The 19762-nt window shown below is 66.1% G+C and carries 24 protein-coding genes; 18 read left to right on the top strand and 6 right to left on the bottom strand.

The annotated features are described in order from the left end of the window. From PV762_RS04295 to PV762_RS04325, 7 genes are all read left to right on the top strand, one after another. Positions 1-400 (top strand): TatD family hydrolase (locus PV762_RS04295; protein ID WP_421033788.1); only part of this gene is annotated, 400 nt, incomplete at its 5' end. Position 401: 1 nt separating this feature from the next. Continuing rightward, the gene (locus PV762_RS04300; RefSeq protein ID WP_421033789.1) at positions 402-1166 is read left to right on the top strand and encodes an ankyrin repeat domain-containing protein; all 765 of its coding nucleotides are present in this window, start codon (positions 402-404) and stop codon (positions 1164-1166) included. A gap of 185 nt (positions 1167-1351) precedes the next feature. Beyond that, positions 1352-1618, top strand: a complete 267-nt coding sequence (locus tag PV762_RS04305) for a hypothetical protein (RefSeq protein WP_421033790.1) — start codon at positions 1352-1354, stop codon at positions 1616-1618. A gap of 245 nt (positions 1619-1863) precedes the next feature. Beyond that, the gene (locus PV762_RS04310) at positions 1864-2457 is read left to right on the top strand and encodes an OmpA family protein (protein ID WP_421033791.1); all 594 of its coding nucleotides are present in this window, start codon (positions 1864-1866) and stop codon (positions 2455-2457) included. A gap of 27 nt (positions 2458-2484) precedes the next feature. Further along, positions 2485-3204 carry a hypothetical protein gene (locus PV762_RS04315; RefSeq protein ID WP_421033792.1) on the top strand — a complete coding sequence of 240 codons (720 nt, stop codon included), beginning with the start codon at positions 2485-2487 and terminating at the stop codon, positions 3202-3204. Between the two features lie 225 nt (positions 3205-3429). Further along, complete coding sequence (locus PV762_RS04320) at positions 3430-3591, top strand: DUF1328 domain-containing protein (protein WP_067270282.1); 162 nt, start codon at positions 3430-3432, stop codon at positions 3589-3591. Positions 3592-3650: 59 nt separating this feature from the next. Then, positions 3651-4199: a hypothetical protein gene (locus tag PV762_RS04325; protein WP_421033793.1), complete on the top strand. Its 549-nt coding sequence runs from the start codon at positions 3651-3653 to the stop codon at positions 4197-4199. A gap of 233 nt (positions 4200-4432) precedes the next feature. Here PV762_RS04325 and PV762_RS04330 read toward each other — a convergent pair whose 3' ends face one another. The 3 genes from PV762_RS04330 to PV762_RS04340 form a co-directional block, all read right to left on the bottom strand. Further along, positions 4433-4651, bottom strand: coding sequence for a hypothetical protein (locus PV762_RS04330; protein WP_421033794.1), 219 nt, complete (start codon positions 4649-4651; stop codon positions 4433-4435). After that, positions 4641-4769, bottom strand: coding sequence for a hypothetical protein (locus tag PV762_RS04335; protein WP_421033795.1), 129 nt, complete (start codon positions 4767-4769; stop codon positions 4641-4643). Before PV762_RS04335 ends, PV762_RS04330 begins: the two co-directional genes overlap by 11 nt. Positions 4770-4909: 140 nt before the next feature. Continuing rightward, positions 4910-5389 (bottom strand): carboxymuconolactone decarboxylase family protein, encoded by a 480-nt coding sequence (locus PV762_RS04340; protein WP_421033796.1) that lies wholly within the window; start codon positions 5387-5389, stop codon positions 4910-4912. Between the two features lie 154 nt (positions 5390-5543). Between PV762_RS04340 and PV762_RS04345 the strand changes: the two genes are divergently transcribed. Next, positions 5544-6833: an MFS transporter gene (locus PV762_RS04345; RefSeq protein WP_421033797.1), complete on the top strand. Its 1290-nt coding sequence runs from the start codon at positions 5544-5546 to the stop codon at positions 6831-6833. Between the two features lie 166 nt (positions 6834-6999). Here the strand turns inward: PV762_RS04345 and PV762_RS04350 are convergent, their stop codons facing one another. Then, the gene (locus PV762_RS04350) at positions 7000-7221 is read right to left on the bottom strand and encodes a hypothetical protein (protein ID WP_421033798.1); all 222 of its coding nucleotides are present in this window, start codon (positions 7219-7221) and stop codon (positions 7000-7002) included. Between the two features lie 292 nt (positions 7222-7513). On the opposite strand from PV762_RS04350, the gene PV762_RS04355 reads away from it, so the two are divergent. Both PV762_RS04355 and PV762_RS04360 read left to right on the top strand, forming a co-directional pair. Then, the gene (locus PV762_RS04355) at positions 7514-7678 is read left to right on the top strand and encodes a hypothetical protein (RefSeq protein WP_421033799.1); all 165 of its coding nucleotides are present in this window, start codon (positions 7514-7516) and stop codon (positions 7676-7678) included. After that, positions 7675-8067 carry a hypothetical protein gene (locus PV762_RS04360; protein ID WP_421033800.1) on the top strand — a complete coding sequence of 131 codons (393 nt, stop codon included), beginning with the start codon at positions 7675-7677 and terminating at the stop codon, positions 8065-8067. Before PV762_RS04355 ends, PV762_RS04360 begins: the two co-directional genes overlap by 4 nt. A gap of 102 nt (positions 8068-8169) precedes the next feature. On the opposite strand, the gene PV762_RS04365 is transcribed toward PV762_RS04360, so the two are convergent. Continuing rightward, a complete protein-coding gene (locus PV762_RS04365) occupies positions 8170-8865 on the bottom strand; it encodes a Bax inhibitor-1/YccA family protein (protein WP_421033801.1) in 696 nt (231 codons plus the stop codon). Between the two features lie 104 nt (positions 8866-8969). Between PV762_RS04365 and PV762_RS04370 the strand changes: the two genes are divergently transcribed. The 5 genes from PV762_RS04370 (at position 8970) to PV762_RS04390 (ending at position 15209) form a co-directional block, all read left to right on the top strand. Then, the gene (locus tag PV762_RS04370; protein ID WP_421033802.1) at positions 8970-9371 is read left to right on the top strand and encodes a GlcG/HbpS family heme-binding protein; all 402 of its coding nucleotides are present in this window, start codon (positions 8970-8972) and stop codon (positions 9369-9371) included. Between the two features lie 379 nt (positions 9372-9750). After that, positions 9751-10911 carry a glutamine-hydrolyzing carbamoyl-phosphate synthase small subunit gene (gene carA / locus PV762_RS04375; protein ID WP_421033803.1) on the top strand — a complete coding sequence of 387 codons (1161 nt, stop codon included), beginning with the start codon at positions 9751-9753 and terminating at the stop codon, positions 10909-10911. 18 nt (positions 10912-10929) lie between these two features. Further along, positions 10930-14196, top strand: a complete 3267-nt coding sequence (carB, locus tag PV762_RS04380; protein ID WP_421033804.1) for a carbamoyl-phosphate synthase large subunit — start codon at positions 10930-10932, stop codon at positions 14194-14196. A gap of 84 nt (positions 14197-14280) precedes the next feature. Beyond that, the gene (gene greA / locus PV762_RS04385) at positions 14281-14760 is read left to right on the top strand and encodes a transcription elongation factor GreA (RefSeq protein WP_088406621.1); all 480 of its coding nucleotides are present in this window, start codon (positions 14281-14283) and stop codon (positions 14758-14760) included. Positions 14761-14771: 11 nt separating this feature from the next. After that, positions 14772-15209 (top strand): DUF4149 domain-containing protein, encoded by a 438-nt coding sequence (locus PV762_RS04390; protein WP_421033805.1) that lies wholly within the window; start codon positions 14772-14774, stop codon positions 15207-15209. Positions 15210-15317: 108 nt separating this feature from the next. On the opposite strand, the gene PV762_RS04395 is transcribed toward PV762_RS04390, so the two are convergent. Continuing rightward, positions 15318-15797: a YhbY family RNA-binding protein gene (locus tag PV762_RS04395; protein WP_421033806.1), complete on the bottom strand. Its 480-nt coding sequence runs from the start codon at positions 15795-15797 to the stop codon at positions 15318-15320. A gap of 18 nt (positions 15798-15815) precedes the next feature. Here PV762_RS04395 and PV762_RS04400 point away from each other — a divergent pair, with 18 nt between their 5' ends. The 3 genes from PV762_RS04400 to folP all read left to right on the top strand — a co-directional run bounded on the left by PV762_RS04400 (position 15816) and on the right by folP (position 19690). Then, entirely contained in the window at positions 15816-16490 is a 675-nt protein-coding gene (locus tag PV762_RS04400; RefSeq protein ID WP_421033958.1) for an RlmE family RNA methyltransferase, read from the top strand. Positions 16491-16734: 244 nt separating this feature from the next. Continuing rightward, positions 16735-18639, top strand: coding sequence for an ATP-dependent zinc metalloprotease FtsH (gene ftsH / locus PV762_RS04405; protein ID WP_421033807.1), 1905 nt, complete (start codon positions 16735-16737; stop codon positions 18637-18639). A gap of 202 nt (positions 18640-18841) precedes the next feature. After that, positions 18842-19690, top strand: coding sequence for a dihydropteroate synthase (gene folP / locus PV762_RS04410; RefSeq protein WP_421033808.1), 849 nt, complete (start codon positions 18842-18844; stop codon positions 19688-19690). The last annotated feature ends 72 nt before the right edge of the window (positions 19691-19762 follow it).

The raw sequence follows: 19762 nt of genomic DNA on the forward strand, positions 1-19762 counted from the left end.
GATCCACACCCGCTCCGCGGCCGAAGACACCCTGCGCCTGATGCGCGAAGAGGATGCCGGCCAACCCGGCGGTGTCGTCCATTGCTTCACCGAGACCATGGACGTCGCCAAGGCGGCGCTGGATCAGGGGTTCCATATCTCGTTCTCCGGGATCGTGACCTTCAAGAACGCGGCGGATCTGCGGGAGGTCGCCAAGATCGTGCCGGCCGACCGCATCCTGATCGAGACCGACAGCCCCTACCTGGCCCCGGTTCCCTACCGCGGCAAGCTGAACCAGCCGGCCTACGTGCCGCACGTGGCCAAGCTGATCGCGGAAGTCCGCGGCGTGCCGGTGGAGACGCTGGCGGAGCAGTGCACCGCGAACACGCGGCGCCTGTTCCAGCTGCCGGAAGCGGCCTGAGATGACGGTGCGTCGGTGCCGTGGCGGATCGGGACGTCGCGCGGCGTCTGGCTCGGGGCTCGTGCTCGCCGGGCTGATCCTGTCGGCGAGCCCGTACGCGACCGTCCTGGCGCAGGGCCGCCTGGGAACCCAGGCGCCCGCATCCTCCGCGGCGTCCGAGACCGGTGCGCCGCCTGAACTCCATGTTGCCGCCCGCAACGACCATGCGTCCACCGTGATGAAGCTGCTGCTGGCGGGCGTCGACCCCAACGTCCGCGATGCGCAGGGCAATACCGCCCTGCACGTGGCGATCCGCGAGGAGTCGGGCAAGGCTTTCGACACCCTGCTGAAGAGCCCCGGCACCGACGTCAGCGCGATCAACCAGGCCGGCGAGACGCCGCTGATGCTGGCGGCGCTCAAGGGCCAGCTGGACTGGGTCAAGGAATTGGTGAAGCGCGGCGCCTTCGTCAACGAGCCGGGCTGGTCGGCGCTGCACTACGCGGCCGCCGGGCCCAGCGAGCAGGTCGTGCGCTGGCTGGTGGTGGAAGGCGCCGATATCGACGCCCGCTCGGCCAACGGCACGACGCCGCTGATGATGGCGGCCGGTTACGGCGGCCTCAGCGGCGCCGAGGTGCTGATCGCCGCCGGCGCGGACGTCACGCTGCGCAACGATCACCAAATGACGGCGGCCGACTTCGCCCGCCGTGCCGGCCAGGACGAGATGGCCGAGAAGCTGGACAAGCTGGCCCAGGCGCGGCATCGGTCACACCCGAACACCTCGCGCTGAGGTCGTCGTGAGGCGGCTGCTGGCATTCCCCTAGGAATCCGTCTGACACGCGGTTTGGCCCGCCACCCACTGTCGGCGGACCGGGGCGGTCCCTACAGTTCATTCCATGCCGACACGGTGTCGGCGACCCCCAGGCCCTCGCAAGCTGGCCCTTCGGAATCGACTGAATCCCCCTGGAGACCGACATGCAGACCACGACCCAAGCCTTCGCCGCCAACCCGTTCGCCATGCTGCTCGATCCGGAGCGCGTCGTCCACGAAGTGGCTGCCTCCGAGCGTCTGTCCCGTCTGCGCAGCCGCGTCTACCGCCCCCTGGACAAGCCGCTGATCGCGCACGTCGGTGCCGCCGACCAGGCCGCCTTCGACGAGGAAGTGGACGCCGCGGAACTTTCCGACGCCGACCTGCTGCCGCTGGACGATGAGTCGGCCGACGGCGTCACGCTGAGCGCGTGATCGCTGCCGGGGCAGGGAACCCGTCGTCAGAGGCCTTGTCAGCCGAGTCTGACTTTCGCTTCCGACAGCCGACTACACCCGCCGCCCCGCGATCTCCCTAGCATGACGCTCATCAAGGTCGACTTATCGTGTGACCGAGCCCCACAGCCCTCCTGGAGACTGTCATGCGCTGCCCCAGAGCCCTTTCCGTCCACCCCGCAGACTTCCTGAGAGCCGGGCGGCTTGCTGTCGAGAGTCGCTGGCAGTTGACGGCCGCTTCCAGCCTCCCGATCCTGGCGATCGGCCTGCTCCTGGCCTTGGGCGGCTGTGCCTCGATGAACGGCGGCGAGACCGCCGCTACGACACCCAACGCCCCCGTCGGCGCCGCGCCGGGCGCAGCGCCGTCGGTGATCGGCGGCAACATCTGGTCCGTCCAGATGGAGGAGCGCCGTCAGTCGCTGCTCCAGACCGGCGCCGGCGTGGGCATCAGCGTTGCCCGTACGCCGGACAACCAGCTCAAGTTGAGCGTGCCCGCCGACGCCTCTTTCGATATCGGCCGCTCCGAACTCAAGCCCGCGCTCCGTCCGGTGCTCGACGAAGTCAGCCGCAATCTGGATGACGCCGTACGCCTCACGATCGTCGGCCATACCGACAGTTCGGCAGGGGATGCGGTCAATGGCCCGCTGTCGCTGGATCGGGCGGAGGCGGTGCGTGAGTATCTGGTCCACCACGGCGTCCGGCGCGGCCGGCTGCTGGTGGAAGGCCGTGGTGGCCGGCAGCCCGTGGCGAGCAACGCCACTGAGGCCGGGCGGGCCGCCAATCGTCGGATTGAGATTTTCCTGTCGCAACCCGCGTCCTAAGTTGTCATCAAACACGGGAGTTGAGTCATGAATGCCTTCTGCCCCCGAAAGGTCCTCCGCGCCGCGTTGATGCCGGCGACCCTGTCACTGGCCGCGATCGGTGCTGTCGCGCAGGCGGCCCCGGCGGTCGAGGCGACGCCGAGTTCGCTCGACGATCATGTCGAGCTCTCCGGTCGCAGTCTGGCGGAGCGGACGCGCCAGGCGTCCCTGCGCGACGCTTCTTCCGGATCCCGATATACGGTGACGCAGAGCGCCGCAGAACCTCTGGCGACCGCGAACCAGTCGGCTGGCGCCGCCGGTTGGTACGGGCGGTCCCCGCTGGCCACGCAGACCATGCTCTGGGGCAAGCCGTTGTCCGGCAGCGGCCTTCGTTGGGGCGTGGGCGTCGAGCAGCGGGGTGCCGCGCTCGGCGGGGGGCTTTATGCGACGCCTTACCAGAACATGCGTCCCGGTGCTGCCGGCGATGCCGGCGTGCTGGTCGGATTGGCGGTGCCGACAGGCACGCGCTCCCATGCGTTCGTCCAGACGTCGCTGCTGGAAGCGCAGCGTGCACAGATCGACGACCTGAACGTGCCGGGGATCAACAATCGCGATCAGCGCCAGGTACGCGTCGGTCTCTCCTTCACCAGCCGCAAGCCCTACGCGGACCTGCGCAAGGGCTTCAAGATGGAACTCAGCGGGCAGTCGTCGCTGACCTTCCGCCCACGTGGTGGACGCGTCGGCGTGACCTTCCAGAAGATCTGGTGAGACGACCGGCGGGGGCGAGATCCGTTCCCACCGAGCAGCTACGAAAGCCGGCGCAAGCCGGCTTTTTCCGTTGTGGCGAGCGCGTTCTGGCATGCGGTAGGTCCTCTCCTACAGCACATGGGTTGCGGCTCCGACGTGCGCTCGCGGTGCGGGACTGCCCGCCGCGGACGGACCAGTCCCTAAAGTTCATTCCATCGCGGCACGGTGCCGCGCAGGAGAACCGAGATGCTGCACTACGCCGTCGTCTTTTTCGTCATTGCCTTGATCGCCGCGCTGTTCGGCTTTGGCGGCATCGCCGCTGGCGCCGCGAGTATCGCGAAGATCCTTTTCTTCGTTTTCGTGATCATGGCTGTCGTCACCTTCGTGATGAGCCTGTTGCGAAAGTGATGGGGTCGGACCACCGCCGACCCTGACTGACTGCCTCCAACAACAAACAAAGGATGACCATGAACAAGCCCGCAACCACTGCACTGATCGCCGCTGCCTTGAGCCTGTGCGCCGGCATGGCGAACGCCGCCAACTTCTCCAAGTCGGTCTATGACGGCGCGAAGGACGACATCAAGAAGACCTACAAGGTCGACAAGGATGCGTGCGATCAGCTGTCGGGCAATGCGAAGGACATCTGCGTCAAGGAAGCCAAGGGCCGCGAGGACGTGGCGCTCGCCCAGCTCGAATACAACTACAGCGGCAATTCCAAGGACGAGGCCAAGCTGATCGAGGCCCGCTACGAGGCGCGCTACGACGTGGCCAAGGAGCGCTGCGACGATCGCTCGGGTGAAGCGAAGGACGTGTGCCAGCGTGAAGCGAAGACGTCCTACGAGAAGTCCAAGGCCGAACTCAAGATGAACAAGAAGGTGGCCGCGGCGGTCGATGACGCGGAGGAAACCCGTGTGAAGGCCGACTACAAGCTGGCTTCCGAAAAGTGCAACACGCTGTCCGGCGATGCGAAGGACGTGTGCGTGAATTCGGCCAAGGCGCGCTACAACCAGCGCTGAACGGTCGGAAACGATTCAATCCCCGGCGGGGGGCGTTGTCGATCAGCGATCGGTTACGCCTGACGTTGCACCGGCGGATACGGGCCCGAAAACTCGAACATTGCCCGGATCCCCCTGTCGACACCCATTGGAACGGCGCCCCTCGGGGCGCCGTTTTTCTTGATTCCTCGGATGGGTGCTCCGAACTTGGATCATTTGGCTGACAGGGCGACGATCTGGGGAGGCGGACGAAATCAATGGGTGTCGTTGCCTGACTCGGACTCAACAGCGGAAGTGATGGTCGGGGCAGGCTCTGGCGCCGGTCGTACCGCTGCGGGAAGTCCCTGGTCGTCCACGGACCAGACGGGGGCGGTGAGGATCATCGCGCTCGCGGCGGCGGCCAGGATGATGCAGACCACCGTGGCCGCCACGCGGCCGGCACTTCTCGACTGCGTCGGGATTTCAGTGATCACGGGACACCTCCGCATCGCGCACGAGCGCGCCGAAAAGGACGGAAGCCGAGCCAGTGGTCCGCGCCGGGCGGGCCAGCCAGCGGGCGGTCACCTGGATGAGGAAGGAAAGGCGATGCATCGGGGAACTCCATGAGCAAGCTTCGGAGCGAAGCGGAGCGCTCATGGTCGGAATCCCTTGCGGAAAGGCCTATGGCCTTCCTTGGTTGCAGTTGCAAACCAAGTGACAGATCGAGGTGGGTGCCCCACCGAAACAAGGAATCAGGCCAGGCCGGCCTTGTCCAGACCGAAGGCCTTGTCCTGCGAGCCAGGCACGCTCTGGAAGGCCACGTTGAGGCGGTTCCAGGCGTTGATCGACGACACCAGCCAGGTCAGGTCGCAAAGGTCCTTCTCATTGAACTGTTCCCGGACCTCGGCATAGACGGCGTCGGAGACGCCGGTGTCGGGGATCCGGGTGAGCGTCTCGGTCCATAGCAGCGCGGCACGCTCGCGGGCCGAGAACAGTGGCGACTCGCGCCAGAGGGCGACGTGGTGCAGGCGCAGCGCGCGTTCGCCGCCGATGACGGCCTGCTTGACGTGCATGTCCAGGCAGAACGCGCAGCCGTTCAGTTGCGAGGCGCGGATCTCGACCAGGCACTGCAGGGCGTGCTCGACGCCGCTCTCCTTCAGGGCCATGGACAGGTCGACCAGCTTCTTGAAGGCGACGGGGGACTGCTGCATGTAGTTGAGACGTTGACTCACGGTGGGCTCCTGGATGTAGGGCTGATAAAGAAGGGCAGTTGTCCGTAAGACGGAGCAGCCGACCCGCTTGTGACATCGCCCAGCGCCCAAGCAGGCGGATCGCCTCGCTAAACTGGTCGGCGCCCGCCCAAGAAGGCCCAGAACACTTCGTGCCGTGACCGCTCCAGCCACTCCGTCTTCCCCCCCAGCCGGCACTGCGCCGACCCCCAGGCCCAGCGTCTTCCGCCACCCCGGCTTCACGGCGTTCCTGATCTGCCGACTCGCGGCGGTCTTCGCCGGCCAGATCCAGGCGGTGGTCGTCGCCTGGCAGGTCTACGACCTCACCCGGGAGCCGCTGGCGCTGGCCTATGTCGGACTGGCGCAGTTCATCCCGATGCTGCTGCTCCTGCTGCCGGCGGGGGACCTGATCGATCGCTTCAGCCGCAAGCCGATCCTCGCGATCAGCTGGGCCGTGAGCGCGAGCTGCAGCCTGGCGCTGTGGTGGCTGTCCGGCCACGGCCATGCCGGCGTGACCGGGATCTATGCCGTCCTGGTGCTGTTCGGTTGCGCTCGGGCCTTCTCCGGGCCGGCCTTGCAGAGCCTGCTGCCGCAGATCGTGCCGCGCGAGCAGCTGGCGCAGGCGATCGCCGCCAACAGCATGCTGATGCGCGTGGCCAGCATCGGCGGTCCATTCCTGGGCGGGCTGCTGTACGCGTTCGGCGGATCGGGCCTGACCTATCTCGTGTGCCTGGTCTGCTTCGCGCTGGGCACCGCTTTGCTGGTCGGCGCGGTGCCGGTGCGTTTCGCGGCGCCGCCGTCGCCCGCCGGCGGGAACATCTGGCAGCGCTTCGGCGCCGGTATCCACTTCATCCGATCGCGGCCGATCATCCTCGGCACGATCTCGCTGGACCTGTTCGCCGTGCTGCTGGGCGGGGTGGTCGCGCTGCTGCCGATCTACGCCCACGAGGTGCTGCACGCCGGGCCGGAAGGGCTGGGTGCGTTGCGCAGCGCGATGGCCGTGGGGGAGGTCACCGCCGGTTTCTATCTGAGCCTGCGCCCGTTCAACCGCCACGTCGGCAGGACCATGTTCGTCGCGGTCGCGGTGTTCGGGCTGGCCAACCTGGTGTTCTCGCTGTCGACCACCTTCTGGCTGTCGTTCGCGGCCTTGGCCATCGCCGGAGCGGCGGACATGGTCAGCGTCTACATCCGTGGCGCGCTCGTGCAGTTCTCGACGCCGGATGAGATGCGCGGTCGTGTCAACGCGGTGAACATGCTGTTCATCGGGTCGTCCAACGAGCTCGGCGAGTTCCGAGCCGGCAGTGCCGCCGCGGCGCTGGGCGCCGTGCCGGCCGCCGTGACCGGCGCGGTGTGCACGCTGGGTGTCGTGGCGGCGTGGGCGGCGTTGTTCAAGCCCCTGCGCACGGTGGACCGGTTCGAGGAAGCCAGCCCCGCGGTCACGCGCTGATCAGCCGCTGATCAGTATCTCCCGCGCAAAAAAGAGCCGCGCCGACCCAGGGGGTGCAGCGCGGCAACAGGGGAGGATGCAGTCTGATGTGGCAAGCAGCGAGCCTGCCGTCCAAACGCCTCGGCGCGCGAGCGCCTGTCGGTCGGTCGCGCGGGAGGCAAGTGCCTCAGTGGCTGTTGCGGCCGCGGACGGCCGGCGGCAGGTAATCCTTGCCGACCATCGCACGGGCGAACAGATAGTTGTGTCGGGCTCGGGTGGGAAGGCTGTCCAGATCGACGTGGCCTTGCGGATCGCACGGGAAGGACATCCCGCGGCCAGAGTCGAAGATGGATTCGAAGCGGATCTCGAACTGCGACGCGGCGGCGTCTGCGGCGATCTGGAGGCTCATTGGATTCTCCTGGTGAGTGCCTTTGCTCTGACTATCGGCGCTGGGCCGGTCGCTTCCCATAAGCGCAGCGCGGTGCGCGGTGTCGGTGCGGGGAGGTGCTCCCTGTCCGACGTCGTCCTACAGCTTGTGGGCACAACGGAAGTGCGTTCGGCGACGTTGACGGTGCGGTCGGAATCCGCCCAGGACTTCACACAGTTTTGCAGAACGCGACAGGCGCGGCGCTTGCTGTGGGACAGCACCTACAGCGCGTCGCGGTGGCCGCCGCTTCGCCGGCGCATCGCCGACGGCGACCATGCGTCATCGCAACCTGATCCCGCTGCGGTTCGAGGTCACCATGGACGACAACATGCTCATGCTGATGACGTTGGCCACCTGCACGGCGACCGCCTTGGCGGTGCGCATGTGGCAGTGGCTCGATGAACTGCCGCGGGACGCTTCCCAGGAGGACCTTCCATGAGCGCCCGACCACCCCTGCCGCCCGAGCATCCTGCCGACGCTTCCACGGTCGATACTTCCGTGGAGCGCCATGCCGATGAAGATCAGCCGTTGAGCCAATCCGCCTTCATCTGCGGCGAGGTGACCTACCGCACCGGTGACGGTCCGATGATGGTCATCCGTCCGGGCGCCGTGCAGGTCGAGGTCAACGAGCACGACGTCACCCTGGGCTGGGAGGACGGCGATTCGCGGATGAGCGCGCTGATGCCGCGCAGCGAATACGCCCGCTTCATCGGCACCGGCGCGATCAAGCCTGTCGTGACGCACCGGCCGGACGACGGGCAGACCGGCGAATCGGCTGCCAGCGCGCAGCCTGAGCTGGACAAGGCACAGGGCAAGCCGGGGCACTGACCTCGACGCGGACCTGACTCGCAGGTTCGGTCCCGCAATGAAAAACGCCTCGGGGATCCGAGGCGTTGTTGTTTGCGGCGAGATGGCCGCCAACGTGGGCGGTCAGTCGCGGTCGCCGCCGAAGATGCCGAGCAGCTGCAGCAGCGCGGTGAACACGTTGTACAGGTCCAGGTAGATGTTCAGCGTGGCGCTGATGTAGTTGGTCTCGCCGCCGTCGATGACGCGCTTGACGTCCACCAGCATGAAGGCAGAGAAGATGCCCAGCACGGCGACCAGCAACGCCAGGTGCACGCCGGTCGATTGGAGGAAGACGTTGGCGACGCCGGCGATCATCGCGATCACGGCGCCGACGAACAGGAACTTCTGCAGGCCGGAGAGGTCGCGCTTGACGACGGTGGCGAGCGAGGCCATCGCGAAGAAGATGCCGGCGGTGCCGCCGAAGGCGGTCATGATCAGCGTGCCGCCGTTCTTGAAGCCCAGGATCGCGGCCAGCAGACGCGACAGCATCAGGCCCATGAAGAAGGTGAAGGCCAGCAGCGAGGCGACACCGGCGGCGGAATTCTTGGTCTTCTCGACCAGGAACATCAGCCCGAATGCGCCGACGAAGAACAGGATCATGCTCGCGCCGGTGCCCATGGCGGCGAGGAAGCCGGTGGAGACGCCGATCCAGGCCCCGAGCACGGTCGGGATCAGCGACAGCGCCAGCAGCGCATAGGTGTTGCGCAGGACGCGCTGACGGTCGGCGGACAGCGACGAGCCATAGCCGCCGGTGTTGAGATCGATGATGCGGTCGTTCATGTGCGTGCGCCCCATGAAGTGAGAGTTGCTGTCGATTGTAGGCGAGGGCCTTAAGGCTTCGTTAAAGTGATCGTCTTTCCTTCAATGATCCGACGAGGCCGCAGATGAAACAGAAGCCCTTCCTGACCCTGGACGACGTCAAGCGCATTGCGGCCGCCGCGGAAGCCGAGGCGCTGAAGAACAACTGGGCGGTGACCATCGCCATCGTCGACGACGGCGGCCATCTGCTGTGGCTGCAACGCCTGGACAACGCGGCGGCCACTTCGGCCGTGATCGCGCCCGCCAAGGCCAGGACGGCCGCCCTGGGGCGTCGCGAATCCAAGGTCTACGAGGACATCGTCAACAACGGCCGCAACGCGTTCCTCAGCGTGCCGCTGGAGGGGATGCTCGAAGGCGGCGTGCCGGTGCTCGTCGAAGGCTTCTGCGTCGGCGCGGTCGGCGTCAGCGGCGTGAAGTCGAATGAAGACGCGCAAGTCGCCAAGGCAGGCATCGCCGCCTTGGGTTGAGCCCACGAGGTCCGTGGTCGATCGGGGACGGCAAGGCGCGAGGTTTCGGCGCTTGACGCCGGGGCCTTGCGCCTTGGCGGCCAAGCGCGCCGGAGTGTGCAGTCAAGGGCTGCCGACCATGTCCTCCTGATGACCCGTTTGCGCAAATCTTCTCCGTGAATACCCTGGCGGGTTATACTCGTCAGGTTTACCCGCAACCTACCGCGTCCCGCACACTTCACCCCCGATCGTCATCCCCGATCGCATTGGATCCCACTCGGATCGACTCCCTCCCAGGAGACCCGGTCGCACCCGCGCGCCAGCCGTCCATGGCGCGTGCCGGCGGCGATTCCAGGGCCCTGAAGCAGAGCCGGGCGCGCGCACAACAACGGAGTTTCCCGTGCTGCCCGATCTGCTTTCCGCTCCTCCCGCGATTCTTGCCCTGGCAGACGGCACGGTCTTCAAGGGTTCCGCGCTCGGCGCCGCCGGCCGGACCGTTGGTGAGGTGGTGTTCAACACCGCGCTCACCGGCTACCAAGAAATCCTCACCGACCCCAGCTACTGCCGCCAGATCGTCACCCTGACGTATCCGCACATCGGCAACTATGGCGTCAATGACGAGGACGTCGAGGCGTCGAAGATCTTTGCCGCTGGCCTGATCATCAAGGAGGCGCCGGTCCTCGACTCGAACTTCCGCAAGGGCCGCACGCTGCGCCAGTACCTGAAGGATGAGGGCACCGTCGCCATCGCCGATCTGGACACGCGCCGCCTGACGCGCGTGCTGCGCGAGAAGGGCGCCCAGAATGGATGCATCCTGGCGCTGAACGCCGGCGAGCAGATCACCCAGGCGCACATCGACGAAGCCGTCGCGTTGGCCAAGGGCGCTCCGAGCATGGCGGGCCTGGACCTCGCCAAGGTCGTGAGCCGCACCGAGCGCGAGGTGTGGACCGAGACAGAGTGGACGCTCGGGAAGGGCTACGGCGAGCAGACGGCGCCGAAGTTCCACGTGGTCGCCTATGACTTCGGCGTCAAGAGCAACATCCTGCGCATGCTGGCCTCGCGCGGCTGCCGGATCACCGTGGTGCCGGCGCAGACACCAGCTTCGGAGGTCTTCGACCTCGAGCCGGACGGCGTGTTCCTGTCCAACGGCCCCGGCGATCCGGAGCCTTGCGACTACGCGATCAAGGCCACCGCGCAGCTGATCGAGGCCGGCATCCCGACCTTCGGCATCTGCCTGGGACACCAGATCATGGCGCTGGCCTCCGGCGCAAAGACCTTCAAGATGAAGTTCGGCCACCACGGCGCGAACCACCCGGTGAAGGACCTCGACAACGGCCGCGTCAGCATCACCAGCCAGAACCACGGTTTCGCGGTCGATCCCGACACGCTGCCGCCCCACCTGCGCGCGACGCACGTCAGCCTGTTCGACGGCACGCTGCAGGGCCTGGCCCGCACCGACAAGCCCGCGTTCTGCTTCCAGGGCCACCCGGAAGCGAGCCCCGGCCCGCACGACATCTCGTATCTGTTCGACCGCTTCATCGGTCTCATGTCCAAGGCCTGATGAAGAGGGAGACGACTCATGCCCAAGCGTTCTGACATCAAAAGCATCCTCATCATCGGCGCCGGTCCGATCATCATCGGCCAGGCCTGCGAGTTCGACTACTCGGGCGCCCAGGCCTGCAAGGCGTTGCGCGAGGAGGGCTACAAGGTCATCCTGGTGAACAGCAACCCGGCGACGATCATGACGGACCCGGACACCGCGGACGTCACCTACATCGAGCCGATCACCTGGCAGGTGGTCGAGAAGATCATCGCCAAAGAGCGTCCGGACGCGATCCTGCCGACCATGGGCGGCCAGACCGCGCTGAACTGCGCGTTGGACCTGCACAAGCACGGGGTGCTGGACAAGTACCAGGTCGAGATGATCGGTGCCAACGAGCACGCGATCGAGAAGGCCGAAGACCGTCTGAAGTTCAAGGACGCGATGACCAAGATCGGGCTGGGTTCGGCCCGCTCGGGCATCGCGCATTCGCTGGAAGAGGCCTGGTCGGTGCAGAAGCGCATCCATGCCGAGATCGGCGGCGCGGGCTTCCCGATGGTGATCCGTCCCAGCTTCACGCTGGGCGGCACCGGCGGCGGCATCGCCTACAACCCGGAAGAGTTCGAGGAGATCTGCAAGCGCGGTCTCGACCTCTCGCCGACGAACGAGCTGCTCATCGAGGAGTCGCTGATCGGCTGGAAGGAATACGAGATGGAAGTGGTCCGCGACAAGGCGGACAACTGCATCATCGTGTGCTCGATCGAGAACCTGGACCCGATGGGCATCCACACGGGTGACTCCATCACCGTGGCGCCGGCGCAGACGCTGACCGACAAGGAATACCAGCTGCTGCGCAACGCCTCGATCGCGATCCTGCGCGAGATCGGCGTCGACACCGGCGGTTCGAACGTGCAGTTCTCGATCAACCCGGTCGACGGCCGCATGGTCGTGATCGAGATGAACCCGCGCGTGTCGCGCTCGTCGGCGCTGGCCTCGAAGGCCACCGGTTTCCCGATCGCCAAGATCGCCGCGAAGCTGGCCGTCGGCTACACGCTCGACGAGCTCAAGAACGACATCACCGGCGGCATCACGCCGGCCTCGTTCGAGCCGAGCATCGACTACGTCGTCACCAAGATCCCGCGTTTCGCCTTCGAGAAGTTCCCGATGGCCGACTCGCGCCTGACGACGCAGATGAAGTCGGTCGGCGAAGTGATGGCCATGGGCCGCAACTTCCAGGAATCGTTCCAGAAGGCGCTGCGCGGCCTGGAGACCGGCATCGACGGCCTGTCCGAGGTCAGCACCGACCGCGAGGAGATCGTGCAGGAGATCGGTGAACCCGGTCCGTCGCGCATCCTCTTCCTGGGCGACGCCTTCCGCATCGGCATGACGCTGGACGAGGTCTTCGAGGAAACGAAGATCGATCCGTGGTTCCTGGCCCAGATCGAGCAGCTGATCAAGATCGAGCTGTCGCTGGCCGGCCGCACGCTGGCCTCGCTGAGCGTCGACGAGCTGCGCCTGCTGAAAAAGAAGGGCTTCTCGGACAAGCGCCTGGCCAAGCTGCTCGGCACCAACCAGCACGAGGTGCGCAAGACGCGTCACGCGCTGAACGTACGTCCGGTCTACAAGCGCGTCGATACCTGCGCCGCCGAATTCGCGACGCAGACGGCCTACATGTACTCCACGTATGACGAGGAGTGCGAGGCCAACCCGACCGACAAGAAGAAGATCATGGTGCTGGGCGGCGGTCCGAACCGCATCGGCCAGGGCATCGAGTTCGACTACTGCTGCGTCCATGCGGCCCTCGCGATGCGCGAGGACGGTTACGAGACCATCATGGTCAACTGCAATCCCGAGACCGTCTCGACCGACTACGACACCTCCGACCGCCTGTACTTCGAGCCGGTGACGCTCGAGGACGTGCTGGAGATCGTGGCCAAGGAAAAGCCGGTCGGCGTGATCGTCCAGTACGGCGGCCAGACGCCGCTGAAGCTGGCGCTGGACCTCGAGGCCAACGGTGTGCCGATCATCGGCACCTCGCCGGACTCGATCGACATGGCCGAGGACCGCGAGCGCTTCCAGAAGCTGCTGCATGAGCTCGGCCTGAAGCAGCCGCCCAACCGGACGGCGCGCAACGAAGACCAGGCCGTCGCGCTGGCCAACGAGATCGGCTACCCGCTGGTCGTGCGTCCCAGCTACGTGCTGGGCGGCCGCGCGATGGAGATCGTCCACGGCGACAAGGACCTCGAGCGCTACATGCGCGAGGCCGTGCGCGTCAGCGAGAAGTCGCCCGTGCTGCTGGACCGTTTCCTGGAGGACGCGGTCGAGGTCGACGTCGATTGCATCTGCGACGGCGAAGACACGATGATGGGCGGCATCATGGAACACATCGAGGCCGCCGGCATCCACTCCGGCGACTCGGCCTGCTCGCTGCCGCCGTACACGCTGTCCAAGGAGCTGCAGGATGAGCTGCGCCGCCAGACCGCCGAGATGGCCAAGGCGCTGAAGGTCGTCGGCCTCATGAACGTGCAGTTCGCGATCCAGGGCGACGTCACCAAGGGCCTGTCCGAGAACACGGTGTACGTGCTCGAAGTGAACCCGCGCGCGTCCCGCACGGTGCCGTTCGTGTCCAAGGCGACCAGCCAGCCGCTGGCCAAGATCGCCGCGCGCTGCATGGCCGGCGTCAAGCTCAAGGACCAGAAGGCCGCCGGCGGCAAGCCGCCGGTGGAGATCCAGCCGCCGTTTTTCAGCGTCAAGGAAGCCGTGTTCCCGTTCAACAAGTTCCCTGGCGTGGATCCCATCCTCAGCCCGGAAATGCGTTCGACCGGCGAAGTCATGGGGGCCGGCCGGACCTTCGGCGAAGCGATGTTGAAGAGCCAGCTGGGCGCGGGCTCGCGTCTGCCGCGTCAGGGCAACGTCTTGATCACCGTCAAGAACAACGACAAGGATCGCGCCGTCGCACTGGCGCGCGATCTGGCGGCGCTGGGCTTCGGCGTGGTGGCCACCAAGGGCACGGCCGCAGCCATCGAAGCCGCGGGCGTCCCGGTGCGCGTCGTCAACAAGGTCAAGGATGGCCGCCCGCACATCGTCGACATGATCAAGGGCGGCGACATCCAGCTGGTGTTCACGACCGTCGACGAGACCCGCACGGCCATCGCCGACAGTCGTCACATCCGCCAGGCCGCCCTGGCCAACCGGGTGACCTACTACACGACGATGGCCGGCTGCGAAGCCGCCGTCGAAGGCATGAAGCACAAGGACGGCCTGCTGGTGCAATCGCTGCAGGAACTGCACGCCGAACTGCATTAAACTGCCTCATCCCATTCCGCCGCCGCTGCTCAGCGATCCTGAGCGGCAGCGGCGGTTTGTTTTGTTACTCAAGGTTCTAGAGACATGGCCACGACGATCCCATTGACCAAGCGCGGCGCTGAGAAGCTCAAGGAAGAACTGCATCGGCTGAAGACGGTCGAGCGGCATGCCGTGATCAACGCCATCTCGGAAGCCCGCGCGCAAGGCGACCTGTCGGAGAACGCCGAGTACGAGGCCGCCAAGGACAAGCAAGGCTTCATCGAAGGCCGCATCCTGGAGATCGAGGGCAAGTTGTCGTCGGCGCAGGTGATCGACCCGTCGTCGGTGAACGCCGGCGGCAAGGTGGTGTTCGGCACGACGGTCGACCTCGAAGAGGAAGAATCCGGCAACGAGGTGACCTATCAGATCGTCGGCGACGACGAGGCCGACCTGAAGCAGGGCCTGATCTCGATCAGTTCCCCGATCGCCCGCGCGCTCATCGGCAAGGAAGCCGGCGACGTCGCCGAAGTCGTCGCGCCCGGCGGCATCAAGCGCTACGAGATCGTCGACGTCCGCTACATCTGAGGCATCGGGCGATGCTGCTGCGGATCCGCGCGCTGCTTGCCGCGCTGTGGGCTGGCGAACTGCTGACGGTCGCGTTGCTCGCGGCCCCGAACGCGTTTGCCACCCTGGAGCGAGCGGCGGCGGGCACATACGTCGCGAGGCTGTTCGAGATGGACGCCCGAGTGGCGCTCGCCGCCGGCGTGTTGCTGATCCTCATGGAGCGGCGTCTGCACCGCGACGGCGCGGTCCGCGGGTCGGCGATGAGCCCGGATTTCTGGCTGCCTCTGGTGGCCATCGGCTGCACCGCTGCCGGTTTCTATGCGCTGCAGCCGTTGATGGAAGCCGCGCGACAAGGGCAGGGGAGCTGGACTTTCCTGCAGCTGCACGCCGTGTCGTTGGCTCTCTTCGGCGTGAGAGCCCTCGCCGTGCTGGCGCTGGCCTGGCGGGTGAACAGGTTCGTGTCCAGCTGATCCACCGCGTCTTGCCACGGACGGTCCGGCGCGCAGAGGCAAAAAGAAAGACGGCCCGCGGGCCGTCTTGTCGTTGGTGCTGCAACGTGACGACGCGGTGGCGTCGCCTCAGCCTTGGCTGGACTTCTTCACGCTGGTCTGGCGCGGCTTCTTGGCGCGCTTGACCTCGCCACCGTAGGTGACCCGCTGGTTGCCCAGCACGGTGACCTTCTTGATCTGTGGACGGTTGTTCCCGCTCTTCGAGAACTTCACGATCTTGACGATCTTGGGTGCCGAGCGGGCATCATCCTTGGGAGCGGCCTTTTCCTTCTCGGGCATCGGGCGCCACAAGACGAGCAGCTTGCCGATGTGCTGGATGGGGGCGGCGTCGAGTTCCTCGGCCAGGGTGGCCAGGATGGCTTCGCGGTTGTCGCGGTCGTCCGACAGGACGCGCACCTTGATCAGTCCGTGGGACTTGAGCGCGAGGTCGACCTCCTTGGTGACGGCGGCCGTCAGACCATCGCCGCCTATCATCACCACCGGGTCCAGGTGATGAGCGTCGGCGCGTTTTTCCTTGCGCTGGGCAGGGGTCAATTGAATAGCAGGCATCTGCTTATTATCAGTGCAATGAAAGTCGATACCAAAAGCAAGAAGCTGAACAAGGCGTGGTTGAACAACCACGTCAACGACACCTACGTCAAATTGGCCCAGAAGGAGGGCTATCGCTCCCGTGCGGCCTACAAGCTCAAGGAGATCGACGAGGAGTTCCAGCTGATCCATCCCGGCCAGGTCGTGGTCGACCTCGGCGCGTCTCCGGGCGCCTGGAGCCAGTACCTGCGCCGCCGTTTCGCCCCCAAGGAGGCGGGCGCCGGCGGCGCTGCGGTGGGCGAACTGAATGGGCGCATCATTGCGCTGGACCTGCTGGCCTTCGAGCCGATCGAGGGCGTCGAGTTCGTCCAGGGTGATTTCCGTGAGGATGAGGTGCTGGCGCGGCTCGAATCCATGCTCGACGGCCGCAAGGTGGATGTCGTGGTGTCGGACATGGCGCCCAATCTGTCCGGCATCGAGAGCACCGACGCCGCGCGCATGGAGCACCTCATCGAACTGGCGCTGGAGTTTTCCCAACAACACCTGAAGCCGGAAGGCGCGCTGGTTGCCAAGGTGTTCCACGGCAGCGGCTACGACCAGCTCGTGCATGCCTTCCGTGCCAAGTTCAAGCGGGTGAAGACGGCCAAGCCGAAGGCGTCACGGGAGAGATCGGCGGAGAATTTCCTCGTCGGGATCGGGCTGAAAGTGCGCTGAAGGGGCGATGCAAGCGCCATGACAGCGACCTGGCGGCGCGTTGAAGACCCGATGAGGCGTCAAAGTCAGGGGTGCTTCGACCGGTCGGCCGGCGGCGCGCGTGGCAATATCTATCGAGGCGTATGGGAATGCCAATCAGGTCTGGGGACTTGACTGGCCTAGAATCCGCCCCATATGCCGTGAAAGTCCGCTGCCTGAGGCTGTATTCATGGGCGTGCGGTGATGGAATGACAAAGGAGTCGCGGTGAACAATCAGTGGTTCTCGAAAGTGGCTGTATGGATGGTGATCGCCCTGGTGCTGTTCACTGTCTTCAAGCAGTTCGATCGCAGCGCAACCCAGGGGAATCCGATCGTCTACTCTGACTTCCTCGATGAAGTCCGTGCGAAACGCATCAAGCAGGTCACGCTGCAGGAAACCCCGGCGGGGACGGAAATCGTGGCGCAGACCAGCGATGGCAACAAGCTGCGCACGACCGCCCCGTACATGGATCGGGGCCTGATCGGCGACCTGATCAACAACGGCGTCAAGTTCGACGCCAAGCCGCGGGAAGAGCCCTCGGTGCTGATGAACATCCTGCTCAGCTGGGGCCCGATGCTCCTGCTGATCGCCGTGTGGGTGTACTTCATGCGCCAGATGCAGGGCGGCGGCAAGGGCGGCGCGTTCAGCTTCGGCAAGTCGAAGGCGCGCATGCTCGACGAGGCCAACAACTCCACCACCTTCGCCGACGTCGCCGGCTGCGACGAGGCCAAGGAAGAGGTGAAGGAGCTCGTCGACTTCCTGAAGGACCCGCAGAAATTCCAGAAGCTGGGCGGCCGCATCCCGCGCGGCGTGCTGCTGGTCGGCCCTCCGGGAACTGGCAAGACGTTGCTGGCCAAGGCCATCGCCGGCGAGGCCAAGGTTCCGTTCTTCACGATCTCCGGTTCCGACTTCGTCGAGATGTTCGTCGGCGTGGGCGCGGCCCGCGTGCGCGACATGTTCGAGCAGGCCAAGAAGAGCGCGCCCTGCATCATCTTCGTCGATGAAATCGACGCGGTCGGTCGCCATCGCGGCGCCGGCCTGGGCGGCGGCAACGACGAGCGCGAGCAGACCCTCAACCAGATGCTGGTCGAGATGGACGGCTTCGACACCAACCTGGGTGTCATCGTGATGGCCGCGACCAACCGTCCGGACATCCTGGATCCGGCGCTGCTGCGCCCGGGCCGTTTCGACCGCCAGGTCTACGTGACGCTGCCGGACGTGCGCGGCCGCGAGCAGATCCTGAACGTGCACATGCGCAAGGTGCCGGTCGGCCAGGACGTGCGTGCCGACATCCTGGCGCGCGGCACCCCGGGCTTCTCGGGCGCCGATCTGGCCAACCTGGTCAACGAGGCGGCGCTGTTCGCCGCCCGCCGCAACGGCCGGGTCGTCGACATGCAGGACTTCGAGAAGGCCAAGGACAAGATCATGATGGGCCCCGAGCGGAAGTCCATGGTCATGCCGGAGGAAGAGCGCAAGAACACCGCCTACCACGAGGCTGGTCATGCCCTGGTGGCTCGCCTGCTGCCCAAGACCGATCCGGTCCACAAGGTGACGGTCATCCCGCGTGGTCGCGCCCTGGGCGTGACGATGCAACTGCCGGAAGGCGACCGTTACAGCATGGACAAGGAACGCATGCTGTCGACGATCTCCGTGCTGTTCGGTGGTCGGATCGCTGAAGAAGTCTTCATGAACCAGATGACGACGGGTGCCAGCAACGACTTCGAGCGCGCCACGGCCATCGCCCGCGACATGGTCACCCGTTACGGCATGACCGACGAGCTGGGCCCGATGGTCTACGCCGACAACGAAGGGGAAGTCTTCCTGGGCCGTTCGGTCACGAAGACGACCAACATGTCGGAAGAGACCATGCGCAAGGTCGATCAGGAAATCCGCAAGATCATCGACGAGCAGTACACGATCGCGCGCGACTTGATCGAAGAGCACAAGGACAAGATGCACGCGATGGCGACGGCGCTGCTCGAGTGGGAAACCATCGACGCCGAGCAGATCAACGACATCATGGAAGGCCGCCCGCCGCGTCCGCCGAAGGATTGGACGCCGCCGGCCAACAAGCCCGACAGCGGTGGCACGCCCGCCGTCAGCACGGGCAGCGCTCCGGCTGCCGCTTGACGATGGAGGCGTCGGAGGCCGCTCGGGCCTCTGGTGCCAACCTGACCCCGAAGGGCCGGTCGCTAGACCGGCCCTTCTGCTTTTTGCGATCAGCCCCGCACGAAATCCCAGGTTCTTTCGGGCTTGCGTCATACTTGCCGTCTGGCGTGGCAGTCCCTGGCGCATTCGAGCGCGCGACCGCGCTCTCGACACTCAGCCGTTCATGACTTCTCCCTCGATTTGGCAGACCACACGCTTCGACCTCGATCTGGCGGAGCGGCCGCTGGTGATGGGCATCGTCAACGTGACGCCCGATTCCTTTTCTGACGGTGGCCAGCACGCCGATGCGCTGAGCGCGATCAACTTCTGCGAGCGGCTGCTTGGCGAAGGGGTCGACATCCTCGATCTGGGCGGCGAATCGACGCGCCCGGGCGCGCCGCGCCTGGAGGCCGACGAGGAGTGGAAACGACTGGAGCCCGTCGTGCGCGCCGCGCTGAACTTCGGCGTTCCCGTGTCGGTCGACACCTGCAAGACCGAGGTGATGCGCCGGGCGTTGGACCTGGGCGTGGACATCATCAACGACGTGCAGGCCCTGCGTGACGAAGGGGCCGACAGACTGTTGGCCGAACACGGCAGTGCCGGCGTCTGCCTGATGCACATGCGTGGGCAGCCGGCTGGCATGCAGCAGCTGTCCGACTACGACGACGTCGTTGTCGACGTCGCGGATTTCCTGCGGGAACGGATGAACCATTTGATCGACGTCGGTGTGGCCGCGGAGCGGATCACGCTGGACCCGGGTTACGGGTTCGCAAAGACCGTCGAGCAGAACCTCGAGCTGCAGCGGCGCCAGCGCGAGTTGCTCGCCCTGGGTCGACCGTTGTTGATCGGCTGGTCCCGCAAGTCGACGCTGGGCGCCGTGACGGGCAAGGCGGTCGACGAGCGCATGCCGGCCAGCGTCGGCGCGGCGCTGGCCTCGATCGCGCTGGGCGCGCGTGTCGTGCGGGTGCACGACGTCGGAGCCACCGTGGATGCGCTCAAGGTCTGGCAGGCCTTCGGCGCGCCGCAAGGCTGACGACCCCGAACGCTCCCACGATCACGGGCCTCCAGGTGGGCGAGCAGCGGCCCCCCTGGCATCGGCGACAAT

The sequence above is a fragment of the Mitsuaria sp. CC2 genome (genome assembly GCF_048957715.1).
Taxonomy (GTDB): domain Bacteria; phylum Pseudomonadota; class Gammaproteobacteria; order Burkholderiales; family Burkholderiaceae_C; genus Roseateles.